This is a genomic window from Aeromonas sp. Y293-4 (assembly GCF_027705905.1).
Lineage (GTDB): Bacteria > Pseudomonadota > Gammaproteobacteria > Enterobacterales > Aeromonadaceae > Aeromonas > Aeromonas veronii.
On sequence record NZ_JAPDCI010000024.1, the window covers coordinates 1 to 21720 of the forward strand.

At 53.7% G+C, this 21720-nt stretch carries 15 protein-coding genes; 6 read left to right on the plus strand and 9 right to left on the minus strand.

The window, feature by feature from the left end; genetic code table 11:
* Positions 1-488 precede the first annotated feature (488 nt).
* From OKC31_RS19495 to traD, 9 genes are all read right to left on the minus strand, one after another.
* A complete protein-coding gene (locus OKC31_RS19495) occupies positions 489-4682 on the minus strand; it encodes a hypothetical protein (protein ID WP_270657423.1) in 4194 nt (1397 codons plus the stop codon).
* 446 nt (positions 4683-5128) lie between these two features.
* On the minus strand, positions 5129-7504 hold the full coding sequence (locus OKC31_RS19500) for an Ig-like domain-containing protein (RefSeq protein WP_270657424.1): 2376 nt from the start codon (positions 7502-7504) through the stop codon (positions 5129-5131).
* Positions 7505-7807: 303 nt separating this feature from the next.
* Positions 7808-10177: an Ig-like domain-containing protein gene (locus OKC31_RS19505; protein WP_270657425.1), complete on the minus strand. Its 2370-nt coding sequence runs from the start codon at positions 10175-10177 to the stop codon at positions 7808-7810.
* A 195-nt stretch (positions 10178-10372) separates the two neighbouring features.
* Positions 10373-10909, minus strand: a complete 537-nt coding sequence (locus OKC31_RS19510; protein WP_270657426.1) for a metal-dependent hydrolase — start codon at positions 10907-10909, stop codon at positions 10373-10375.
* On the minus strand, positions 10872-11645 hold the full coding sequence (locus OKC31_RS19515; RefSeq protein ID WP_270657427.1) for a hypothetical protein: 774 nt from the start codon (positions 11643-11645) through the stop codon (positions 10872-10874). Before OKC31_RS19515 ends, OKC31_RS19510 begins: the two co-directional genes overlap by 38 nt.
* A gap of 45 nt (positions 11646-11690) precedes the next feature.
* Positions 11691-11981 (minus strand): hypothetical protein, encoded by a 291-nt coding sequence (locus OKC31_RS19520; protein WP_270657428.1) that lies wholly within the window; start codon positions 11979-11981, stop codon positions 11691-11693.
* 75 nt (positions 11982-12056) lie between these two features.
* Positions 12057-12389 (minus strand): hypothetical protein, encoded by a 333-nt coding sequence (locus OKC31_RS19525; RefSeq protein WP_270657430.1) that lies wholly within the window; start codon positions 12387-12389, stop codon positions 12057-12059.
* 98 nt (positions 12390-12487) lie between these two features.
* Positions 12488-13159 carry a DUF4400 domain-containing protein gene (locus OKC31_RS19530; protein ID WP_270657431.1) on the minus strand — a complete coding sequence of 224 codons (672 nt, stop codon included), beginning with the start codon at positions 13157-13159 and terminating at the stop codon, positions 12488-12490.
* Positions 13156-15096, minus strand: a complete 1941-nt coding sequence (gene traD, locus OKC31_RS19535; protein ID WP_270657432.1) for a conjugative transfer system coupling protein TraD — start codon at positions 15094-15096, stop codon at positions 13156-13158. Before traD ends, OKC31_RS19530 begins: the two co-directional genes overlap by 4 nt.
* 208 nt (positions 15097-15304) lie before the next feature.
* Between traD and OKC31_RS19540 the strand changes: the two genes are divergently transcribed.
* The 6 genes from OKC31_RS19540 to OKC31_RS19565 all read left to right on the plus strand — a co-directional run bounded on the left by OKC31_RS19540 (position 15305) and on the right by OKC31_RS19565 (position 21719).
* Positions 15305-17095, plus strand: a complete 1791-nt coding sequence (locus tag OKC31_RS19540; RefSeq protein WP_270657433.1) for a helicase-related protein — start codon at positions 15305-15307, stop codon at positions 17093-17095.
* A 112-nt stretch (positions 17096-17207) separates the two neighbouring features.
* Positions 17208-18074, plus strand: a complete 867-nt coding sequence (locus OKC31_RS19545) for a TraE/TraK family type IV conjugative transfer system protein (RefSeq protein WP_270657434.1) — start codon at positions 17208-17210, stop codon at positions 18072-18074.
* Positions 18075-19244 carry a TraK domain-containing protein gene (locus OKC31_RS19550; protein WP_270657435.1) on the plus strand — a complete coding sequence of 390 codons (1170 nt, stop codon included), beginning with the start codon at positions 18075-18077 and terminating at the stop codon, positions 19242-19244.
* A gap of 10 nt (positions 19245-19254) precedes the next feature.
* The gene (locus OKC31_RS19555; protein WP_270657436.1) at positions 19255-20622 is read left to right on the plus strand and encodes a TrbI/VirB10 family protein; all 1368 of its coding nucleotides are present in this window, start codon (positions 19255-19257) and stop codon (positions 20620-20622) included.
* Between the two features lie 9 nt (positions 20623-20631).
* Complete coding sequence (locus tag OKC31_RS19560) at positions 20632-21090, plus strand: hypothetical protein (protein WP_270657437.1); 459 nt, start codon at positions 20632-20634, stop codon at positions 21088-21090.
* Positions 21087-21719, plus strand: a complete 633-nt coding sequence (locus OKC31_RS19565) for a lytic transglycosylase domain-containing protein (protein ID WP_270657438.1) — start codon at positions 21087-21089, stop codon at positions 21717-21719. The genes OKC31_RS19560 and OKC31_RS19565 overlap by 4 nt, the downstream gene beginning before the upstream one ends.
* Position 21720 lies beyond the last annotated feature (1 nt).

Consider the following 21720-nt stretch of genomic DNA (forward strand, 5'->3'; position numbering starts at 1 on the left):
TGGAGGCGTGGTGCAATCAGGCCGCCCGATGAAGCAGGAACCCGGTACTGCGCGAGCAGCTATCACCCAGTAATGGGGATCCCCCTCCTGTGACGCGAAGCGCTAAGGTGGGGGAGGATGTCAAGATCGTAGTTATGCTGCCACTGGGCGTGGAGCTCGCCGCCAAATAGTTGCCTGTGAAAAGGCCCCTCCCTTCCCTCTCCTGGCCGCTTGCTGAACTCATCGTTCCAGCCATCTCGGTAGCCATGCTCTGAACAATAGGTCCAGATCATGACCATATCCTCCTGGGTCAGCTGATCGACATCCTTCCCACTCCAAGGCTCTAGGCCTGCGTGATTTGAGAACACATTGGGAAGCGTGTGTGCCGGATCCGCAGCTTGCTCAACTGTAACGCTCATCATCTATCCCTTTGCGGGCAAGTAGCCCGTCACCTGCCATTAAAAAAGGGGGACCGAAGCCCCCCAAAGAGATGCACAAGACACAAATACTTACTGCCCGGTGAGCGTCATTTTCACGCTCGTTTCATCGCCGGAATCGTCGATACCTACCGCTTCAACTTCCAACGGCCAGGGGTTGAGCGCCTTCGTCAAGCTCACGGCATAGCTGGTATTTGAAACACCTTGGCCGTTAATCCTCCAGCGGTACGCAACCATCTTCCCATCGGCGTCCTTGCAGGACATCTTGAGATTGACCGAGGCGCGGGTATAGCTCGGCTGGAGCTCGCATTCAGGCGGCGTATTGGGGTTGACCGTGAACTCGTAGTTCAAGCTGGCCCGCTGCCCAAAATCGCTCACAGCATTGAATACGATGGTGTGCTGACCCGCTTTCAACCCGGCAAACATCTGGCGACGGATAGGATCGGTAACGTCCACGCCATCCAGTGACCAGCCATATTCGGTCAATTTGTCTGATGGGTGATCGAGGTCGATAGAGCTGTTCATCGTTACGTTCAGCGGCTCACGCATGAACTTGTTACTAAATGACGGTGTGAGGCTCGCCTGCATCGGGATCGCCTCATCCACCGCAAACAGGTGTTCCTTCGTCTCGACGTTGCCCCGGTTATCACTGAGTTTGACCTGGATGTTGTAGATACCGGGCTCCTTAATCTGGGCAATGTATCGCCCATCTTTAAAGCTCACCTGTTCGACCCCCGGAGTCGGCATCACTTCAAAGTTAAACGTCACGCCTGGTGTGTTTGGCAGCAGTGAGGTGTTGCGGATCTCAATGGTGGTTGGCGCCACCTTGAAATACTGGCGCTGGCTGGAGAGGAACCGTGGGAAGTTATAGCTCCATGTATCTATCGTTTTTTTAACTTCCTTGATGGTTGCATCTTTGAAGCCATCGACCCACACACGGTAGATAAACTGGAGGCTTTTGCTGGCCTCGGTCGGGGTGTATTTCAGCTCATTGCCTTCGGCTGTGGAGCCGTCAGGCAACACCCACTCCTCAACGAACTTAACGTCCTTCACGAGCTGATAGTCGTTCTTGAAGCTGCCCTTTAGCGTGAGCTCTTTCTGAATCTCTACCTTATCAGGGCCTTCCACGCTTGCCCGGATCGGCTTCGGCATGATGGTACGCGGCATGATCTTTGTGGTAACCCAGCTCTTGTCTTTAGCTTCATCTTCCGTTGAGGCGAACTCGGCACGGGCGTAGATGTAGTTGCTATCCGCTGCTGGCATGATCTCGTTTGTCACATCACCATCGACCCAGGTCTTTCCGTCGGTGGACCATTGAACGTTAAGTGCGTCATCAATGTTAGCACCGTGATCGCCCGCCACAGTCAGGGTGACCGCCTGCCCCTTGATCGCAACATTATCCTGCACGAGCTTGATTTCAGGGCGCTCGTAGGCAACAAGGGTGGTTATGTCTGTGGGCTTGGTCACGCCAGTGACGCGGTTATGCAAAATGGCTCGCACCTGCCATTTGCCTGCAACGGCTGTTTGGAATGTGTAGGTCGCCCTGGCCGTGGCGTTGGGTGCTGTAGTCCATTCGCCTGAGTCACCCTCCCTTATTTGCCATTCCACCTGACCAAGCGCCTTTTTATCATCTTGGCTGTCGGGGCGAATTTTGATGTCAGCCTTCATCGGGACGCGATCAACGATCTCGATGTTGCTTGGCGTGCCATCGACTCCGACACCTTTGATCAGGCTGACACGCTGCTTGCGTGACTTGATCTGGAGGGAGAATTTGTCGAATGGACTGATTACATCACCGACGACCATGTAGGTCACAGCTCGGCCCGTGGTCTTATCCGGATCAAACACCAGCTTCGCTTCACCGTTTGCATCCGTCTTGATCTTGTCAGATATAGGTACCAAGGTCTTAGTCACTGCGCCCTTGTCGCGGGTAACGACCTCCTGAACAAGGCCCATGATCCACTCGCCGTGATCACCGGCTGAATAGTTCACCTTATTGGTCTTGGAGTCGTAGATACCGACTTTGGAGGTGATGTCCGTGGTTGAGGTGTTGGCAGATTCACGATCCAGCCCTTCCAGGGTGATACGCACTTGCTTACTGGGGACAATGTAGATTTTGCCCTCTTTCTCAGCACTAATTTTATCGGTGCGCTTGTATTTGGCCTGTACCTTTATGGGGAAAACGCTCCAAATGTCACTCTTCGGCACCTTGATCAACTGAGAAGTTTTACTCGGTTGGCCGTTGCTACGTGGGCGCATGACTACTGTGTTCGTTGTATTCGTGATGCCTGTGACATTGACGGCCACCTCAAGGTCACCAGGGGACGATGTGACGATGACGCTACCGGCGGCGCCGCCCTTGTTGTCCAACATAAACCCGTTGTCGCCTTGCATGCGACGACCGTTGAAAGAGATCTCAGGTTTATCCACCGCCTTCGGCGCGATGTCAAAGGTCCCCTTTCTCACCGTCATCTTAGCGCCCTCGGGACTGACTGCCATGAGGGTGTATTCAACCAAGCCGGTCTCTTGCTCTATGAAGCCCTCAAGAGTCAGCTTGCCAAGTTCATTGACGCTCGCGTTGATGCCAGTTGGTAGCTTCCATTCAGCGAAGCAGTACACTTTGCCGTCCAGAGCGGCTGCGGCCAACGCCTTATCTTCGTCAAAGGCCATCGGGCACTGGTAACCGGATGTGCTGATTTTGACAACGGAACGTTGCACAAACTGGACAGGGTTAGCCGGTGTCGAGTTGAAAGAGAGATCTGTAGCCGCATAGCGAACAGAATAGGTCTTGGTGGTAGTCCGGTCGGACTTATCAGTGGCCGATACGACAACCTGGTAGGTATTGCCCGGTACAAGCTTGGAGTAGTCGCCCTTAGCGATGGTGAAAACGCCAGGCGTGTCAGTGGCCGTGAGTTGTAAGTCTACTGGGCCAAATTTGGCACTCACCTCTTTGAGGCCATCGTCGTAGCCGTTATGGGCAGCGACGACAAGACGCTCGGGGAAAAAGACCGACTCATTCTCGACAACACCTGTCAGGTCAGCAGCAAACAAGCCAACTACGGGTGCATAACGGTCAAGTCGAATAGCTTTCTCGGCTGAGGTGCTGGTGTTGCCGTATTTGTCGGTAACTTCCATCGTCGCCAGGAAATCGGCATCCTTAACGTCACTGAGGTCGAAGTCATACCGGAACTGCTGAGTACCAGTTTTTACCCAATTACCCTTCGGCTTGACGCTCACCGTCGTGTTGTCATGCGTGGTCGCTGCAACACTAAAGAGGGTTTTACCCTTGTAGGAGAGGTAAATTTTCCGCTTGGTGTTAAGGTCCGGCGCCAGTCGCAGCTTGATAGAATCTGGGTTCCACCAGTCGTCTTTTGGGTCGTTGTGCGGTGAATTTATCAGAGCCGCCAAGAAGCTAAACGGAACGGTCTGAGTGCCGGAGGCCGTTTTAATCTCGGCGAGCGGGTCTTGGAGATTCCCATGAATGGAATCGCCTACTACCGGCGGGCGGAAGTCCCAAGACAATGCGACCTGATCCAACACCGGGGCGAAATAGCTATTGGATGAGTTCACATCAACCGCCATGACCTTGCTGCCAACATCATCAGTGCCACGCACGTTCACCATGGAGGAGTTGGTAGCCACGCAGTTATCAGCCCCTTCTGTCACCGTGCAGTTAGAGAACTGGTCTATTACAACCTTCTGATCAAATGGCCGCGGTTCAACAGAGACTTTCAACGCCCCCGTTGCTTGGCGCTTGTGGATCTGCGGTTCTTTGCCATCCAGCCATGACGATTTATCGAACTTGCCCGCGATGCCGGTGATAACCGGAGGCACCGTTCCCACGATTCTAAATGGCAGGAATCCTGAGCCCACTTTAACGGCGGTCTGGGCGCTACCGGATCGGTAGTAGATCTCGTAGGGGACAGACATATCCCCTTTTTGGCTGGCGAACCCCACAAGTGCTCCATCGAGCGGTTTGTAAACCATCCCCACGGGCAGGTCTTTGTCCAACACAGACAAGTAGCATCCAACAACACCACTCGGCGCCGTGGTCGTTGGTGAGTAGAGGACGCGGCAGCCGTCGTTATCGGAGGACAACTTAACGACAGACTCCTTTACGCCCTCATAAAGGGTTCCCTGTGGGTTAGTTTTTACGGCTGGGACTTTGGAGTAAATATCACCTGTTACCGTCATTGACGCGCCAACGGCGTACTGACTGATGGCCATACCTACAAGTGCAGCTATGCGTGTTGTTTTCAGTTTCATATGTCCTCTTGATAGCGATCACTCCGCTGGACCACCATTCATCAGGATTCCGATAAACGTCTCAATGCGGGTGTTAAAAGCGGGACCACAAGATGAACTAACTAATCACTTGTGAGTTCATTTGGTGATTCCGCCACGTAAAATGCCAAATTTGCTCAAGGTATGCCGATCAGGCTAACCATTGCCATTTCCCATGATAGTGACTCGTACCTCTTTTAACCAGTGGCAGTGTGTAAATCGCCGAGAAAATTCAGATTCTCGCCAGCGCGATGAGGTGGTTACGAGCGGCATTTTGGTTCGCTAGAATGCGATTTGACGGGGTTTTTGATGAGGCTGTGGTTTGGGTACATGACGGAAGTAACTGCTAAAGATCCTCCCCAAGGATTGACCTAATCAGCGATAAGATAAGGGCACCTAATGGTGCCCTTTGTGTTTCTGATGGTGGCTTAGTTTGCCGTGAGCTGGGGAATGTCCAGCATGTAGCTGGCCTTGCCTTTCACTCCGGTGTCAGCAGGCCAGACCGGCAGAGTCACTGAGCCCGTGGCATCAAGCGGGATCACCACATCCTTGGTTTCGCCCGGTGCGACCTTTGTCCCGTTGAACATCACCGCGAAGGCCGAGTCACGGCTCAGGGTGAAATAACCAGCTTGGGGCCCCCTGCTTTGGGAGCCACCGCTTGTCAGCGCTCCCTTGAAACTGATCTTGCCAAGTGGCTTGTCGTTGCTGTCCAACAAGGACTGTGACGTTGCCAACACAGTGATCCCGTCGTGGCGAACCAGGTTCTGCGGGCTCAACGAAAAGGTGTGGCTTACCGTGGCGATGTTACCTTGGGCATCGGAGGCGGTGACGTTGAGGGTGTACTTCTGCCCGGCATCAAGGGTGGGGAACATCCGAGGGACTTCTGGTTGCCATCCATCGGCAAGCTTGGAGAACCCCAGATCCAACGCATCATTTATCGGGCCGCCGCTCAGCGTCATTCGGGTGATCACCGGCGCGGTATCGTAGTTATCGGTCAGCAGCACCCGCAGGTTCTTGATCGTCTCAATCTCAGTGGGAACGACGGCATTTTGATATTTCACCTGGAGGGTTGGTTTGGTTTTATCCGAGTAGATCGGGAACAGATCCAGGGTAGATTTTGGACCGTGCATCTCTTGCGCTACGGCAACAAGGTTATAGTCCCCCTGGGGAAGCTGAGTCAGATCGAACTGGTACGTGTAGTCCGGCCCCAATTCACCCGTTTTTTTTCCAGCGATCCCGACTTTAACACCGCCGCTTTCAAGCCAGACATCTTTCAGACGCAACCGGTCGAAGTAGGAGCCTCTGGCAGGCTGGTTAATGTTAAGCGTGAGGAGCTTCGTGGTAGCATTGTAGGTTTGCGCAATACTCGGATAGTGCAGGTCATTCCAGTCCACATCGGCCCAGGCTGGCTGGGAGCGCAAAACGCGGGTGTCGTCAAAGACATTCAAGCCACCATGGATATAGCCAGTGGTGCCTTTGGCCAGCGTCGTTGACCAATCTGCCGTACAGGTTGTTTCATTGGCCGGTACTGTGCAGTTGGCGTAATGCTCAACCCGTTGGGGGTAAGGCCTGGGGTCGACTGTATATCTGATCTGGCTGATGCTGATCGGTAGTGCGCTGTTATCTATCATGCGCGCCCAAGACCCCCAGCCGATGTCCGAATAGAGATATTCCACCTTACGAAGCACGGGGGAATCAGACACCCCCTCGCCAAGGGTCAGGTTGTAGTCGATAGGCCCCCCAGACCATGTACCGAAGTTGGTCCATTTGACATAGTTTTCATTTTTCATACCGAACGGTATGGTCATCGTCAGGTAAACATAGGTGTCGTCCTCTCCAACCTTGGCGACCTCGCCCACGGCATTGCTTATATTCAACCCAGACTGCACCAGAGGGGCATAGTTCGATTTGGGGAGGCGATAGGCCAACCGGATTGGGTTGGTAAAAACTGCCATGCCTGGGGTGTAGGCATCAAATTTGGACAGTCCCGGCCCCAAGGTATTGCTGGAGTTGGGGTTGTAGACACCAAACACACCAGGAGCATTCACTACGTTATCCCATCTGGCATTTTGCCTACGGGAGTAGAAGATATTGCCTGCCTTGTCCTTGATCTGGAATTCCAGCTTGAACAACTCATCCAAGTTAGAGGTTGGGAAAATAGTCTTAAGTGGAACGTTAAAGCTATTTGTGGCCTGCACCAGCGCTAGGTTTTTCTGGCAGCAGGCAGAGTCATCCCCCCGATAGATCACAAACTTGCCACTGGCAATACCGGAGGCTTCATCCTGTACGCTTATTGTGATGTCGGGGCTTTCGGAGCCACCCCGCCCAAGCAACCATTCCGCCCCGGTCGTGACGCGACCATATCCCGTTGCCGTCGTCGAGATCGGATTTCCAGTGGGCGGTACGGTATCTACATTCAATGGGTAGTCGTTGACGGAGACTTGTACGTTGTTGAGGTCGTATACCGTTGTTCTGAGGATGTAATTGCCATCCTCTGGCTTCGTCAGGTTGAATTTCACCCCGTAAAATTCGTTTCCGTCACTCCCGGAGATCCGGTTTGCAACGGTTATCACGCCAGAGGATTGAGTCTGAACAACAGACCCACCTTTCAACAGCTCGACCTTGACCTTGCGATCCAGCCCTGAGATCGTGGTGACAATGATGGTCCCATTGGGGTTGTACCAAGTTAGGTCAGGTTTCTTGACCACGGCCGCTGAATTGGTGTCTGTGAAGGACAATTCATAGACCTGGGCGCTCACCGGAGCAGCCAGTGGGATCATCACCAGCGCTGCGATTTTTGTCATTTTCGATATTTCCTGCATCTCCAGGCCCCCTGTTTAATCTGATGTAGCCGGTTCTGTGCTGGTGATTATTTAATAATTGGCTCAGCATAACCTGTAAAGATACCCAGAACCATTTTCTATGGTATAACGGCGATGTCTTTCTGACCAGCCAGAGCGGCAATTTGACGCCAAATATCGGTGATTTGGCTGTGATATTGGATTCGATCACCGGATTCCGAGTGAGCATAAAGAAACGGGGCCTCCACTATGGAGACCCCGTTGAGTGTTAGAGGTGGAAATCTTCACCTCCCGGTGAGCGATCTGTTAGTTCACAACCAACTGCGGAATGTCCAGCATGTAGCTGGCCTTGCCTTTCACTCCGGTGTCAGCAGGCCAGACCGGCAGAGTCACTGAGCCCGTGGCATCAAGCGGGATCACCACATCCTTGGTTTCGCCCGGTGCGACCTTTGTCCCGTTGAACATCACCGCAAAGGCTGAGTCACGGCGCAGGGTGAAATAACCAGCCTGGGGGCCCCGGCTTTGCGAACCACCGTCGGTCAACGCTCCCTTGAAGCTGATCTTGCCAAGTGGTTTGTCGTTGCTGTCCAGCAAGGACTGCGACGTCGCCAACACGGTGATCCCTTCATGGCGAACCATGTTCTGAGGGCTCAGCGAGAAGGTCTGGCTTGCCGTGGCGATGTTGCCTTGGGCATCGGAGGCGGTGATATTGAGGGTGTACTCCTGCCCGGCTTCAATTGTGGGAAACATCCGGGGGACCTCTGGTTGCCAACCATCGGGTTGTTTTGTAAAGCCCAAATCGAGTGCGTCATTGATTGGTCCGCCGGATAGGGCCATTCTTTTAACCACCGGGGCCGAATCCAAATCGTCACGAACATCGACGCGAAGATCTTTGATCACCCCGATCTCATTGGGGGCTGCGCCACCAAGGTACTTAAAGGTGAGCGAAGGCGGTACGCTATCAATGGTTTTTGCAGCGACAGACATTACCGCATTGTTGCCATAGGTATCTGTTGCGGAGCCTTTCATGACATACGTCCCGCTGGGTAATCCTGCAAATGAGAACACTCTCTCTTTAACCCAGACACTTTCATCCCTGGAGCCAACCAGCGGTAGCCTTTTTGTGGCCCCGGATTGCTCTGTGGCCTCCACGTAGAAGTCTCGGGTGTCCCACATAGAGATTTGCCAGCTAGAAAGACGATCAGGATCCCGTGCTCTCAACGTGACCGTCTTTTTCTCTTGGTCGACCGCCATACCCTCAATCACTGGAGGATTGAAGTCCCAGTAGGTGTAAATGTGCGTGGAGAACTGTGCCAGCGCAGGGTTTGTCTTGTTCTTGATCCAGACAGAATACGGCGCATATCCCCGCCCTGATGAGATGGTTATCTTCGGATCGAAGCTACAACGAGACTCATTGGCAGGGATTTCGCAGGACTGGCCATTGGCACTGACGACCTGCACATACGGTCGCGGTTCCGCCGTCACCTCATAGAAGTCGACTGCCCCTGGTTTGGAAAGCGTCGGCGTGGTGCCATCGACGATCTGACCACCAGCTATGCGATAACGATATGAAAGCGCATTGGGCCCCCGCACCGCTGCCCCACCTAACGGGACATCATTCAGGAGTGTGAACGATATGTGCTGTGGCACACCGCTCAGGGTTTGGATTAGCCAATATGATTGCGAGTTCGCAGGAATCGCAGCCGACCCTTCGTTGTAGGTGAAGTTTTCATCTGTCTTGTTATACCCCGCCGCAATGCCAAATTTGGTGCCATTAAAATCGACGTGCTCAGACTTCGGGTACTTCACCCGGAATTTGACCGGGTTTTCGTAGGAGACCGCTGTCCCTTTCTTTTGCCACTGATTAGCTGAGGAGTTCCAGACTTCTAACTCATAAGGAGGGATGGAGTTATCAATCTCACTGACTCTGCTTTTTGAACCTGTATTCCCGGCCACATCGACCACCTCAAACCCTACGGTGTACGCGCTGTGGTCAATCGGGGTCACATCAGAAGCAGAGGCATCATTGGCCAACATCGAGATAGAGCTCGGGGAAGACAGGCCCATACTGACGGCCTTGCTACGCTTGGTGCCATTCTTATCGACAGCAAAGTATCTGGCACCTGCCAAACCTGAACGATCATCACTAATGCCGCTGATGGAGATCCGGTTCTGAATATTGTCTCTGCCGAAAATATCTATTCGCCCCTGAGTCCACCCACTGACGGTATACACAAAGTCGCCGGAAATAACCGGCGGCACCGTATCAACGTTGAACTCATAGCTGTTGGTCGACACCTGTTGGCCATTTACGTCATAGACTGTCGAACGAAGTATGAAATTATCGTCAACGGGCTTGGTCAGGTTGAATTTTACCCCATAGAACTCCGTGCCATCACTGGACTTGATCCGGTTTGCAACCGAGATAAGTGCGCTTGTCTGGCTCTGCAAAACCGTCGAACCTTTAAGCAGTTCCACTTTTACCTTTCGATCCAGCCCTGCAATGTGGGTAACAATAATTTCACCGTTTGGATTGTGCCATCGCACTGTTGGCTTTCGGACTACGGTGACCCCATTGGTGTCTGTGTAGGACATTTCGTAAATCTGGGCGCCCGCAGGACCCGAGAGTGCGAGCAACACCAGTGCGGCAATCTTGCTCGGTTTCATTTTTGTCATGCCCTAATCTCCCTGCTCAACTGGGCTATTCACCTGGACAGATGAACAAACAATTCATAATCGTCTTTGGATAACCTAAAAAGACAGGCTGATGCATTTTTCATGATATATGAGCTTGAAAGCTATGACCAGTAATCCGGGGGAAAGCGAGGAAAGGCTGGAATAAAAAGACCACCGCAAGGGTGGTCTGGCTGGCTAAATGGTGGCACCCGTCACGTAGGCCGTGATAACCACAAACAGACAGAGGAACAGGAATTCGTGGACCCCCCCCACCGACCAAGAGCCGGGCACAATCCGGATCCGGCGCCGGATAGGCCAGAGCACCTGGACACCGTACCGGCCAAATAACATGTCCCCCAGCAGATGGCTTAGGTGGCCTATCGAGATGAGGAGCCACGCCTCAGGCAAGTACCCCTGTCCCAGATAGCTATTGGCCAGATAGAACGCGAACGTCATCATACCCCAGAACACAAGGCTATGAAAAAAGCCGCGGTGGCCTGCAAATTGGAACAGCAAACTCGACAACGGATAGACCCGTCGCCCGAGCTTCGATTCGGGATGGTCTATGTCAGGGATCAAGCTACCGAAACTGGCCAACGGCAGGCCAACCCATGGGCTTATGTGTAGACCACCAGCATTAATGGCGAGTGCCGCGAGGGTCACGGCAAACGCCTGATGAGTTACACCCTTAATATCACTTCCCTCCGGCGAGCATCTTTGCGATCTCTGCATTGGCGCTCTCAGCCGTTTGCAGAGCAGGTTGAAGTGGAGAGGTAGCCTGAGGCGCCGAGAGTTCAGCCGGGGCAATCTGAGCAGATACAGGGGCCGTCACCCCGGCTGAGGCAGCGGCACGAGCCTCACGTTCGTTTAGACGCTTCTCAAGGGCATCAAAGGCTCCGTCGAACTCTCCTTTGAGCTTGTCCTTGTTCATCCGAAGCACGTTGTTGAACTCATCAAACGGGATCTTTGCCAGCACAAAGGCGTGGTATTGACCATCGTATGGAGTCACCTTGGTTTTCACGATGTCGTAGCCGGACACTGGCACCCGAGCAACCAGGGCATCAATCAGCAACTCGGTGCGCTGGGCAACATCCCCTTCATCACCTTCATCACGTTGTAGTGAGCGTTCTTGACCGGACATTTCCAGCTTAAAGACCTTGGCGGCTTCATAGATGGCCACCAGCTTCGCTTTGCGAATGGAGAAACCGAGGTCCTTAGTGTGAGCCGTTCCGACACCATAGATGCCGGTACCGTCCATTTTGGGAGGCTCAAGGTACCATTCAGGCACAACCTCATCGAGTTGGTCTTGCAGTTTTTCAGTCTGCTTGGCCCGAGCCATTTCAGCGGCTTGCTGACGCAGCTGCTCCGCATCAATCTGGGACTGGGCCAGGTTCTCTGCATCACTGGCGCAACCAGCCATTAAAGCGACCAGCATCACAGCACTCAACGATTTAATCTTACAATCCATAAACACCCCCATTTATCTTATTGGGATAAGATATGGCATTTTTCATTAGCTGTAAAGGTCTGGATTGTTTGGATCGTACTGATATTTTTTTCCGTCTGCCCAAAGCCCCATTCGCCAAAGAGTGTGAACTACCCCACCTTTCAGAGTGCCATGCCCTTGAGTCTTGCTGTAGAAGATCCAGTAGGCGATTGCGAGGCCAGCGCCAGGCACTTTGAGGTCAAAGATGGACATGCCGACCCAGATAATGACTGCTCCGATTAGCTTGGGTGCCTCTACCCCCATGACCAGTGTCGGGTAGTTTTGTCGATATGGGACACGGTATTGATGATCTGACATGGTGCTCTCCAGTAACGTGAAACCATAAAAAATGCCCAGCGGTAGCCGGGCATCTCAATGGGTTTTGATAATGTCTTACAGGGACATGGCCAGGAAGTTTTCGATGATGTCGGTCGCGTTAGCCATCAACATACAGAACACGAGGGAACCTATCGCATTGGTATAGTTGGGTTTTACGATGCCGAACCAGATGGCGCTCATGAAGCTCAACAGGGCGATGATCTTACCTGGGGCCCCTTTGGCCCAGCCAGACAACTGATCCCACACTTCATCAACGGCAGTCGCATCACCGCCTGCGTGTGCCATCACCATCAGCAGACCCATAACCAGGGCTACGAAGATGACATGCTTGAATTTAATACTGAAATTAGCCTCTGGCAAAGCTGGCAAAGCGATGGTCTTAGTCATACTTTCTCCGATTTAATTGAAACATGATGATACAACGCCACAAAGGATAATCTTATACATTTTCGAGGTCAACTCGCTGTTTCACTATATCTCTCTCATCACACCAATTTGTGATAACTGACAATCATCCTGTTGATCATGATGCCGCACAGCATGAGCCCGGATGGGACCAGGTATTTCGTCATTGACGCAGCGCCCGCCGTAGGCACCACCAGGTACAAGAGGAACGCAAAGATGGTGATTCTTGATGCTTCCCGGTAGAGCTTGAATCGCTGTACTTTGGCCCCGGCAGTCTGGTCAAGAGACAGCTTCCAATGCTGGGTACCGCTGTAAATGCAGGCTAGGAAGAAGGGTATGAAGTACACAATCCAGTATGCGGCGACCCCCAGGCGCCAGCCCATTTGGTAGATCATGAGTGGGAGGTTATCGACTATTCGATCGGAGACGAGCAGGAACTTGGACCAGAACTTCTCGAAACTATCCCGTGGCACCTGAGTATTTTTCAGAGACACATACAGGAAGTTGTAAAGTCCAAGATCGGTCATAACAAAGTTGTAGATGCCACCGGCAACACCCTTGGCAGTCCGGTACCCCTCTAGCGTCATCATCCCCTGGTTATCAACAATCTCCTCCTCAACAGATAGCTGATAGGCCGCCCGCTCTTGCAAGAACGGGAGCACGCACAAGATCACGAATACAATCAGTTTCAGGATGTCTTTGAGGGTGTCCTTCTTACCGCCAGAATCGTTGGCATCCTCGGTGATGATCATGCTGCCTCCCTTGTCACAACCGGGATTTTGAGCATCATCTTGCGGCCATCAGCCAACCGAGCGACACACTGGAGCTTCGGCAGATCACCGAGGAGTTGTGTTGGGAAGCCATCCTTTTCAGTGGTACTCAGGTTTTCGCTAAAGCCACCAGTAAACTTATCGCTCTGATCGCTCGTGTCGCTACGTTGAGAGTGCATGATGGTTCTCTGCTCCACATCGACTTTGGCGAAGTTGGCCGCCATCTTTGTCTGAGTCGTCGGGTCAGAAACGCGGGTGGTGATCCAGTTGTTACAAAGACCGATCACCCGATCTGCTACGGCCTCAGACGCCTTCGCTGCCAAGTCTGGGATGGTTTGTGTCACGACCGTCATTTCCAGTTTCGCTGCCCGGCCCTGAGCCAACAGGGAGAGAAGCTGCTCGCACAACGCGGCGTGGGCTTCGTCAAAGAAGAGCGAGACGCGACGATTATTACCAGTGTCAGCACCCTCGGTGTTGTATCGAGCTCCTGCAATACCGGAGGCGTCTGCCACTAAGAGCTGCACCAGTTTTGAAGCCGTTTGGTGATCCGAGAGCGAGTCGATGGCTATGTGGAGTACCCCACCCGTGTCAAACAGCGATTTCAGGTCGATGATCTTTCGACCGGAGTTAACGTCATATTCAGGTGACAACAGCTCATCGAGTGGCGCAGCGGTTAGGTTGGCCATCAGTGGTTGAAGGGATGTCGTCATTTTTTGGTAGTGTTCGTGTGGGTGTTTGTATGCAGCACACATCTCATCGCAAACGTGCTCAGGATGAGTCGCCTGCATCCGTTCAAGGTAGAAGGCCACCATCCCAGCCAGCTTGTCATCTTCACCAAGCGCCATGATCTCGCCATCGAGCTGATCCCACCAATCAGGCCCAAAGTGTTCGGAGAAATAGCGACTCAACACCTTCGTAAACAGCACATTCCGGTGGGTCAGCATGTAGTTTTTCAGGCGAACCAATGTCGGACGCTCACCGATGTAGCGGCAGCCAATTGTGGTTCGATAAAGCACGTACCAAGAGAAGTCACGGAACGGGTCTGGTTTATTCGGATCTGACACGACCCCGGCGATACGTGAAGCAATCTCAGTATCACGGGCATAATTTCGCAAGGGGTCTATGGCCACGGAAGTAGAAGCGTGGCTCGGGTGGAAGGAATAGAACGGGATACCTAAAGCATCGCATTCCGCTTTCATCGCATCGCGCCAGTCCTTATCGTTTTTTGGGTCTACGGCCAGCACCACATTCCCCATGTGGATCGCGCCACACGACAGCAGGCGCAGTAATGTCGTTTTGCCGGTACCGACGTTCCCAGTGATCAGGGTATGACCGGCCCAGTTGTCAGCCCGAATGCGCTGTAGCTGGGAATCACCCAGGTTATAGATCCACGGCACCCCGCCCATCTTGCGCGTCTCTGCCATGTGCGATTGCACATACCAGCGCACCGGCAGTGGCATCACGATTTGGCTACGCTTGGTATCCATGTTCATGATCCGATAGGCCATGTTCGTGTGCTCAGGCCCCCAGTCATAGCCATATCCGAGCATCATTTCCTGATTGTCATTGCCGGTAATGAGTTGATCACCCCTTTTTTTGCCGACCATGTTTTGGATCCGCAATTCGGTAGGAGTGATAAACAGCATACCGGTCACGAACATCCTGGTGAGTGCGCGAATGACGGGGGCGGCCATAACGAAGTTTTTGAGTCCTGCGACCAGGCAATACCCTATTACTGCCAAATATACCCACCTGGCATCGGGTGAAAGCCCAGCCCATGACCGCGCCACCATCCCCACGATTACAAATGCGGCCAGGCTCCAGCCTAATGCCGCATTCCACTCATAGCAGGTACGGTATAGCGTTGTGCGTGTATGCGCCTTACCTATCAGTGCCATTTTTTCTCCATAGATAGCCATGTTTATTCTTTGAGGATAATATACACCATATATGGAAAGGGGAAGCTGAATGCACCGAGGCAAAGAACCGTGGGACCTGCTCGGAGTTGAGAAACATCAACTACCGTTGCTACTCCCGACGGCGTACCGCGACTACCGAAACCTAGTGACTGACTTCAATCGCTTGCCGGGACATATAGGTGGTGCCGTGGTGGTATCAGGCTGGTGCGTGAAACAAGGATGGGTGCAGGGCACGAAGCCGCGTTTCTCGTTGCAACTCCATGATGACCAGGGGAATACCCTCTCATTGACCCTATTTGCATCGGCGGAAGAGGTCAAGGCGCTACCCGACCAGGAATTTGCATCGTTCGCTGGCGAGGTCGACGCTGACTTTGTGGGCCGCTGCTACCTCAAACGCGTCTGTTGGGTGCCACCCTTGCAGGTGGGTCGCATAGTCCCGACGTATCCAGCAATCAAGGGCAAGGTAACCCGTGACGGCGTATTCACCTTGATCACCAACAACCTCACCGATTGCATGCCTGCATGCCTGGAATGGTTGCGCCAGAGTGTCGGCCACATCCCGGTACCCGATATGCGAAGCGCAATAGGATGTCGTACTTGGACATTTGACCGCCTTATCGCTGGCGCTCACTGGCCCACCAGCATTCATCAGGGCGAAGCCTGTCTTGCGATCCTTGAGCGGCTGGCGGCTTATGTCGAGGCCTACCGGCTGCATCACGCATGCCCCGCCCCCAAGCCAGCAGTCCGTCCCATCCCGAACGGCGGGTTCGAGGGCATACCAGAGCGAGTCCCCTTCCCGCTCACCGGAGAGCAGATCTCTATCGCCCGTGACATCATGCAGGCCTGCGCGAGTGAGTCGCCCTCTCAAAATCTGCTGCTAGGAGATGTCGGCTATGGCAAGAGCTATGTGATCGCTCTGGTTGTTGCGGCAGTCATCCGGGGGGGTGGTCGCGTAGCTGTCATGCTTCCAAGCCGGATCCTCTGTAACCAGATGCACGAGCTTTTTTGCTCTCTATTCCCAGAGTTCAATCCACAGCTCATGCAAGATGGCGCCCCTGTGAGTGACCCTTCATTCTCGCTCTGGGTAGGAACGACCGGCCTTATTCACCAGCAATGGGACCGCGCCTGGGATCTGGTCGTGGTCGACGAACAGCAACGTTTCAGCGTGGCGCAACGTGAGGCGCTGGGAGCCGCCCATCTCCTCGAAGCCACTGCGACCCCGATATGTCGCTCTATGGCACTCTCTCGCTGGGGGTCAAGCATCAACTTGTTCCGGCTTACCCAGTGCCCAGTTAAACGTAAGATAGAGAGCCGTGTTTTTATGGCCGCCCATCGACTTGAGCTCATGGAGCGCGTCCTGATGACCCTTGAGAAGGGTAAGCAGGTAATGGTGGTCTGCCCCAGGAAGGATGAAGGGAAGGTAAGGAAAGGTGGGGGAAAGTCCGACTCCGACATTAACGATGAGCAGGCCAGTGTTGCGCGTGTCGTCGCTGATTTTGAGCGCATCTTGCCTCGCATGGCACTACGACTCGGGTATATGCCCCGGATCGTTCATGCAACCGGCGCCCGCACGGAAGAAGAGAACGAGGCGGCCCTTGATGCAATGAAGGCGCATGAGGCCCACATCATCATTGCTACGACGGTCGTTGAGACGGGCATTACCATCCCCCACCTTGCCCAAGTAATCATCTACCACGCTGACCGGCTGGGCGCTGTCCAGTTGCATCAACTCCGGGGGCGACTTGTTAGAACCGGCGGGCATGGCCTGTTTGACCTCTATCTACCAACCCCACCCTCCCCAACGACCCTCAAACGGATGGCCATCATGACCACCTGCACGCAGGGGTATGATGTGGCAATGGCAGATCTACGCCTCAGAGGTACCGGCGACCTCATTAAGGGGACCTCTCAATCTGGGTCGGGTGATAGCGTTCTCCCGCGCCGCCCTATCGACATCGACATGCTCGAACACTATGTAAGCCTCCTCTCAAATTCTTAGAAATATTGCTATTTATTCCCTTGGGATAGCTGATGTCATTTTTTAATTGACTCAAAATTGCGGTCGGTTATCCTTTACGGACAAACATAGGCAATCATGAGAGCAGTGAGTCATGGCAGATCCGTTACGGTCTCTTTTCCAGGCGTTGTTCAATCGCAATGTAAACACCCGACTTCGGGATAGAGATGATGGTCCCGCTATCAATGCGGAGGCTACACCAGAGCCGGAAGAAGAGAGGTCTCCTTACGCCCCTTTAAGTACCTCTTTGCTTGGTCAGGAGCGTGAAATGACCGCTCTTACCTCATGGTCAACAGCCATGGTTAGATCCAATATTGCGCAGCTTACCAACGTCATGTTGGGTGTGGCACTGCTGGGCATGACCTGGATGCACTGGAATACCAAACCCACGGTCATCATCAAGCCTCCCGTATTGACCGGGGAAATTCGGATTGAGGACGGCCTCCCCAACAAAGAATGGCAAGAGAGCTGGGCCCTGTTTCTCTCTCACATGTTGGGGAACATCAACCCGCGCAACGTTGATTTCGTCACTCGCACAACCGTCTCAATGCTCTCCCCTAAGCTCCAAGTGAGCAAAGAGGCTGACATTCGTCGGATGGTTGAGATGATGAAGATGTCAAACCTCACCCAGTCTTTTGAAGTCCAAGATCTCCAATACGAACCCAACTCCCGTATCGTTTGGGTCTGGGGTTACAAAACCACTCAGCTTGCCACCACCCGTGCCGCAAGCTCCACCGAACTCAGTAACAACAGCAACACTGCTGACCGTCGCCGCTGGACATTTGAGTACGTTATTCGCTTGAACGAAGTAGGAATGCCTGTGGTTACCCACATTGACCAATACGAAGGTTTGCCGAAATTTGATCGCGCAAATGGCGTTACAGAAGAGGGTGATGTCCTCTCCCCGCCCGAGAAAAAGGGTAAAAAATCACAGAAAGAGTCCTCCAAGGAGCAAAACTAAATGATGCGCGTAGCCCCTTTGGCCGTGGCGATTACCCTCCTGCTAGGTAATGCCGTTGTTGCGGCTGAGAGCCCAATCCCGATTGAAGTGATGAACCCAGAAAAACTGGCCGAGCAAAACCCGGTTGGTGAAGTTGGCGGTATCGTTTCCAATAGCATGAGCTCCAGCGCCCCCGCCCCGATCCCTGTCAACCTGCCGGAGGAGCAACAACTACTACTCAAGATGGCACAGCAGGCTCAAGCTAACGGGGCCTCTCAACCATCAATGCAACAATCCCCCAGCCTTAGTGATGAATGGGCAGAACGGGTCAAGTCCAAGTATGCCCCATCTCAAAACTTAACCGTGCGCCCCTCTGGCAACGTGATGGTGCCGGTTTCGTTGGGCCTCATGAACCGCTTTGAAACCAACTTCACCAACGTGGCCGTCAAAACCTCTGACGAATCCGCAGTGCTGGAGGTGGATGACGGTGTGCTTTACGTCACCCTCAACAGTCGTGAACCAGTCGGCTTGATCCTGATGGAAGAGGGCGTGCCCGATAGCGCCATCAACATCACAGCCGTCCCGGTCGATGTGCCGCCCGCATTGGTCAAGGTCCGGATCCCAATGAGCAGCAGCATGTTGCAACAAGCCTACGAACACCAACGCCAAGCGAAAGAAGCTGAGATGGTCGATAAGGCCATTAACGAAGAAGCTGAGATCGTGCGTTCCGACCGCCATACCGAGCGCATAAAAGAAATCCTGCGCTACACCGCCCTTGGTCAAGTACCGGCTGGCTTTACCCTGGCTGATTCCCTCAATGATGTACCAAACGCCTACAAACACCCGTGCAAATTCCAAGGCCTGACGAACGTCATGGGTCAACGGATGGTGGGCGCCCGTGAGTATGTGGATGTTGTGCTGGTCACTAACAATTCGTCCTACGCACAAGGCATCAAAGAAGAACTCTGCATGAGCCGTGACACCCTGGCTGTAGGCGTGATGGACGCTGCCACGCTGCGCCCCGGCGCATCAACAGAAGTCTATGTTGTGAGAGATAAGAACTGGACGAAGAAACAAGAGCAGTTGCAGACCCGCCCACGCTTGGATAACAACGGCAACTTTGGTCTGAATGGTTACCAGCGCGTAGCCGGTGCCGCCCCTATGTCCCCGTCCCGCAGCGGGTTAAAGTAAGGAGCGCCCTATGAGCAAATTTCAAGAGCTAACCAAGAAGAAGGGCTTCCGTATAGCGGCAGCGGGTATAGGACTGATCGGCGTCCTCACCATTGTCCAGTCCAGCCTGAATTGGCAAGAAGACGCGCCGACACCCAAGAAGGTACGCCGCGAACTCATTGAATCGAACGTGTTTGATACCAATGTCATGCAAAAGGTCGAGACCGAACAGGCCGAGGCCACTTATGAGCAGATGAAAAAAGAGCTCAAAAGCCGCAATGATGACATGGCCGCACAACGCGAAGCTCAGAAAAAAGAGCTCGACAAGGTGATGACCCAGTTGGCGAAAATGCAGTCCCAGCTATCCACGCAAAATCAGGTGATCTCTGTACTCACACGCAACAATCAGATTGTTGCTGGTCAGGTTCAGGATCCCCGCGTCACCCGCGCCTCTGAGACAGGCTTAACAGGCAACCAAGGTCAGGGTGGTGTTCAGGGTGGCGCCATTGGTCAGGGCCCTTATAGCAACGTTCAGCCACAATACCAGAATGTCTCCCGCTCCCGCGGGCCCGAGACTAATGGCATGATTCGCACGGTAAGCCAGAACCGGATCACCAACATCAAGAAAACCGGGGAGGTCGAAGAGACCCCTATCGAGGTGGTGTATGTCGAAAAGAAAGGCCGGGCAGCCAAACCCGATACCAAGGAAAAAAAGAACCCTGAGATCGAGAAGAAAAAGCGTGACATGGTGAAGGCTAAGGCCAAAACCTACATCCCGGCTGGCTCTATCATCTCCGGCGTCATGTTGAACGGTGTGGACGCGCCTACCGCTCTATCCAAGAACGCCGCGCCGCTGCCCACAACTATCCGGGTCAAACTGGATGTGCTCATGCCGAACAACTACAACGCAGATCTCCAAGACTGCTTCGTGATCGGCTCAGTGACGGGTGACCTGGCCAGTGAACGGGCCTATATCCGCTCCGTCACCATGAGCTGCATCAATGAGCGCGGTGAGTCCATGGAAACCGGCATGATTGGCTATGCCGTGTCGGACTTCGATGGGCGCAATGGCGTGCGGGGTACCGTCGTTTCACGCGCTGGTAAAGCACTCATCGCCACATTCGGTGCGTCGTTCCTGTCGGCTGTGGCTGAGGCGTCAAAGCCATCAGCTATCCCATCGCTGGATCAGAACCCTGGCGAGTCCACTACCTTCCAGACCCCACGAATGGGGGATGTTGGCAAAAGTGGCGTAATGGGCGGCATATCCGGCGGCTCTGACCGCTTGGCTCAGTATGCTATCTCGATTGCCGATCAGCAGTGGCCCGTCATTGAAATCAGCCCCGGTACCCCCGTGACCTTCTTCCTTGAGAAGGGCATGAGCTTGCCGGTAGTGGAATAAGGAACCGTCATGAACATGCTGCCCCCAATTTACGCTGATGATGGTGCCGAACATGCACCTAACAACCCCGCCACTCCCACGCCGGATCCGGTCGAAGTAGCTGCGGCGCTCTCTGTGGCGCCCAGCTCTCCCGAGCCTGCAAACCCTGTTGTTGAGGAGCCCCGCCAGAACTGGCAACCGATCCTGGTCACCGTCGGGATTTTGAATTTCATGGGGTTGTGCCTGGTGGCCTTCAAGCTGTTCACGATGTCCTACTACGACATCAAAGATGCCCCGATCATCTACTACGCGAAAACCAATGACATCATCGCCTATTCCGCCGATAAACCGGAGCCCCGGAAAGCGCATGAGGAGCTGGTGGCCCGCCTCAAGGCGAACAACGCCCTTGTTCTGAATGCTGACAGCGTGTTGGTGGCTTCACCAGACTTCGCGTTCCCTCATATTGGCCCAGCTACCGGAGATAAATGATGATAGCCACGACCGCCCCCTACCCCGTGCCCGAGCAAGTGCTGACTGAATGTGTCAGCACGGCCTCCCGTACCTATGGCGTGCCAGAGGTTGTTATCCGCGCCATTTTGATGGTCGAGGGCGGTAAGGTTGGCACGATGTCTCGCAACACCAATGGGTCATATGATCTTGGTCCGATGCAGCTCAACACCATCAACCTCAGCATCATCAACAAGGAATACCCCTTCCTGACATGGCGCCACATCACTTACAACCCATGCATTAACATAATGGTCGGCACTTGGTTTCTGGGGAAAAAGATTAAGAACCGGAACGGCGTGATCTGGGAAGGTGTCGGCGATTACCACTCAGTCACACCGAGTAAGCGAATCGTGTATCAGACGAAATTCTTGCGTCACTACAACGCGCTCAAAGCAAAGTATGGTTTTAAACCTGCTCAAATCGAACCGATCCCCGGCGCTCAATTTGCCCAGGTGCAAACAGCGCCCGCCGCCAAGGTGGTGACTCAGGCCACTCAGTATCGGTTACCCTCAATACTCACGGGTGATCTGCCAGCACCAGTGGTGGGCTTGGGCATTAAGCACCCTGCCAGCTTCTCTGACTTATACGCCATGTCCAAGTCGATATAGC

Bases quoted from the DNA above. Each gene is read 5' to 3' on its own strand.
- OKC31_RS19530 (WP_270657431.1), bottom strand. From the start codon at position 13,159: ATGATCATCACCGAGGATGCCAACGATTCTGGCGGTAAGAAGGACACC.
- OKC31_RS19565 (WP_270657438.1), top strand. From the start codon at position 21,087: ATGATGATAGCCACGACCGCCCCCTACCCCGTGCCCGAGCAAGTGCTG.
- OKC31_RS19500 (WP_270657424.1), bottom strand. From the start codon at position 7,504: ATGACAAAAATCGCAGCGCTGGTGATGATCCCACTGGCTGCTCCGGTG.
- OKC31_RS19510 (WP_270657426.1), bottom strand. From the start codon at position 10,909: ATGCAGAGATCGCAAAGATGCTCGCCGGAGGGAAGTGATATTAAGGGT.
- OKC31_RS19560 (WP_270657437.1), top strand. From the start codon at position 20,632: ATGAACATGCTGCCCCCAATTTACGCTGATGATGGTGCCGAACATGCA.
- OKC31_RS19525 (WP_270657430.1), bottom strand. From the start codon at position 12,389: ATGACTAAGACCATCGCTTTGCCAGCTTTGCCAGAGGCTAATTTCAGT.
- OKC31_RS19505 (WP_270657425.1), bottom strand. From the start codon at position 10,177: ATGACAAAAATGAAACCGAGCAAGATTGCCGCACTGGTGTTGCTCGCA.
- OKC31_RS19545 (WP_270657434.1), top strand. From the start codon at position 17,208: ATGGCAGATCCGTTACGGTCTCTTTTCCAGGCGTTGTTCAATCGCAAT.
- OKC31_RS19555 (WP_270657436.1), top strand. From the start codon at position 19,255: ATGAGCAAATTTCAAGAGCTAACCAAGAAGAAGGGCTTCCGTATAGCG.
- traD (WP_270657432.1), bottom strand. From the start codon at position 15,096: ATGGCTATCTATGGAGAAAAAATGGCACTGATAGGTAAGGCGCATACA.
- OKC31_RS19515 (WP_270657427.1), bottom strand. From the start codon at position 11,645: ATGGATTGTAAGATTAAATCGTTGAGTGCTGTGATGCTGGTCGCTTTA.
- OKC31_RS19520 (WP_270657428.1), bottom strand. From the start codon at position 11,981: ATGTCAGATCATCAATACCGTGTCCCATATCGACAAAACTACCCGACA.
- OKC31_RS19495 (WP_270657423.1), bottom strand. From the start codon at position 4,682: ATGAAACTGAAAACAACACGCATAGCTGCACTTGTAGGTATGGCCATC.
- OKC31_RS19550 (WP_270657435.1), top strand. From the start codon at position 18,075: ATGATGCGCGTAGCCCCTTTGGCCGTGGCGATTACCCTCCTGCTAGGT.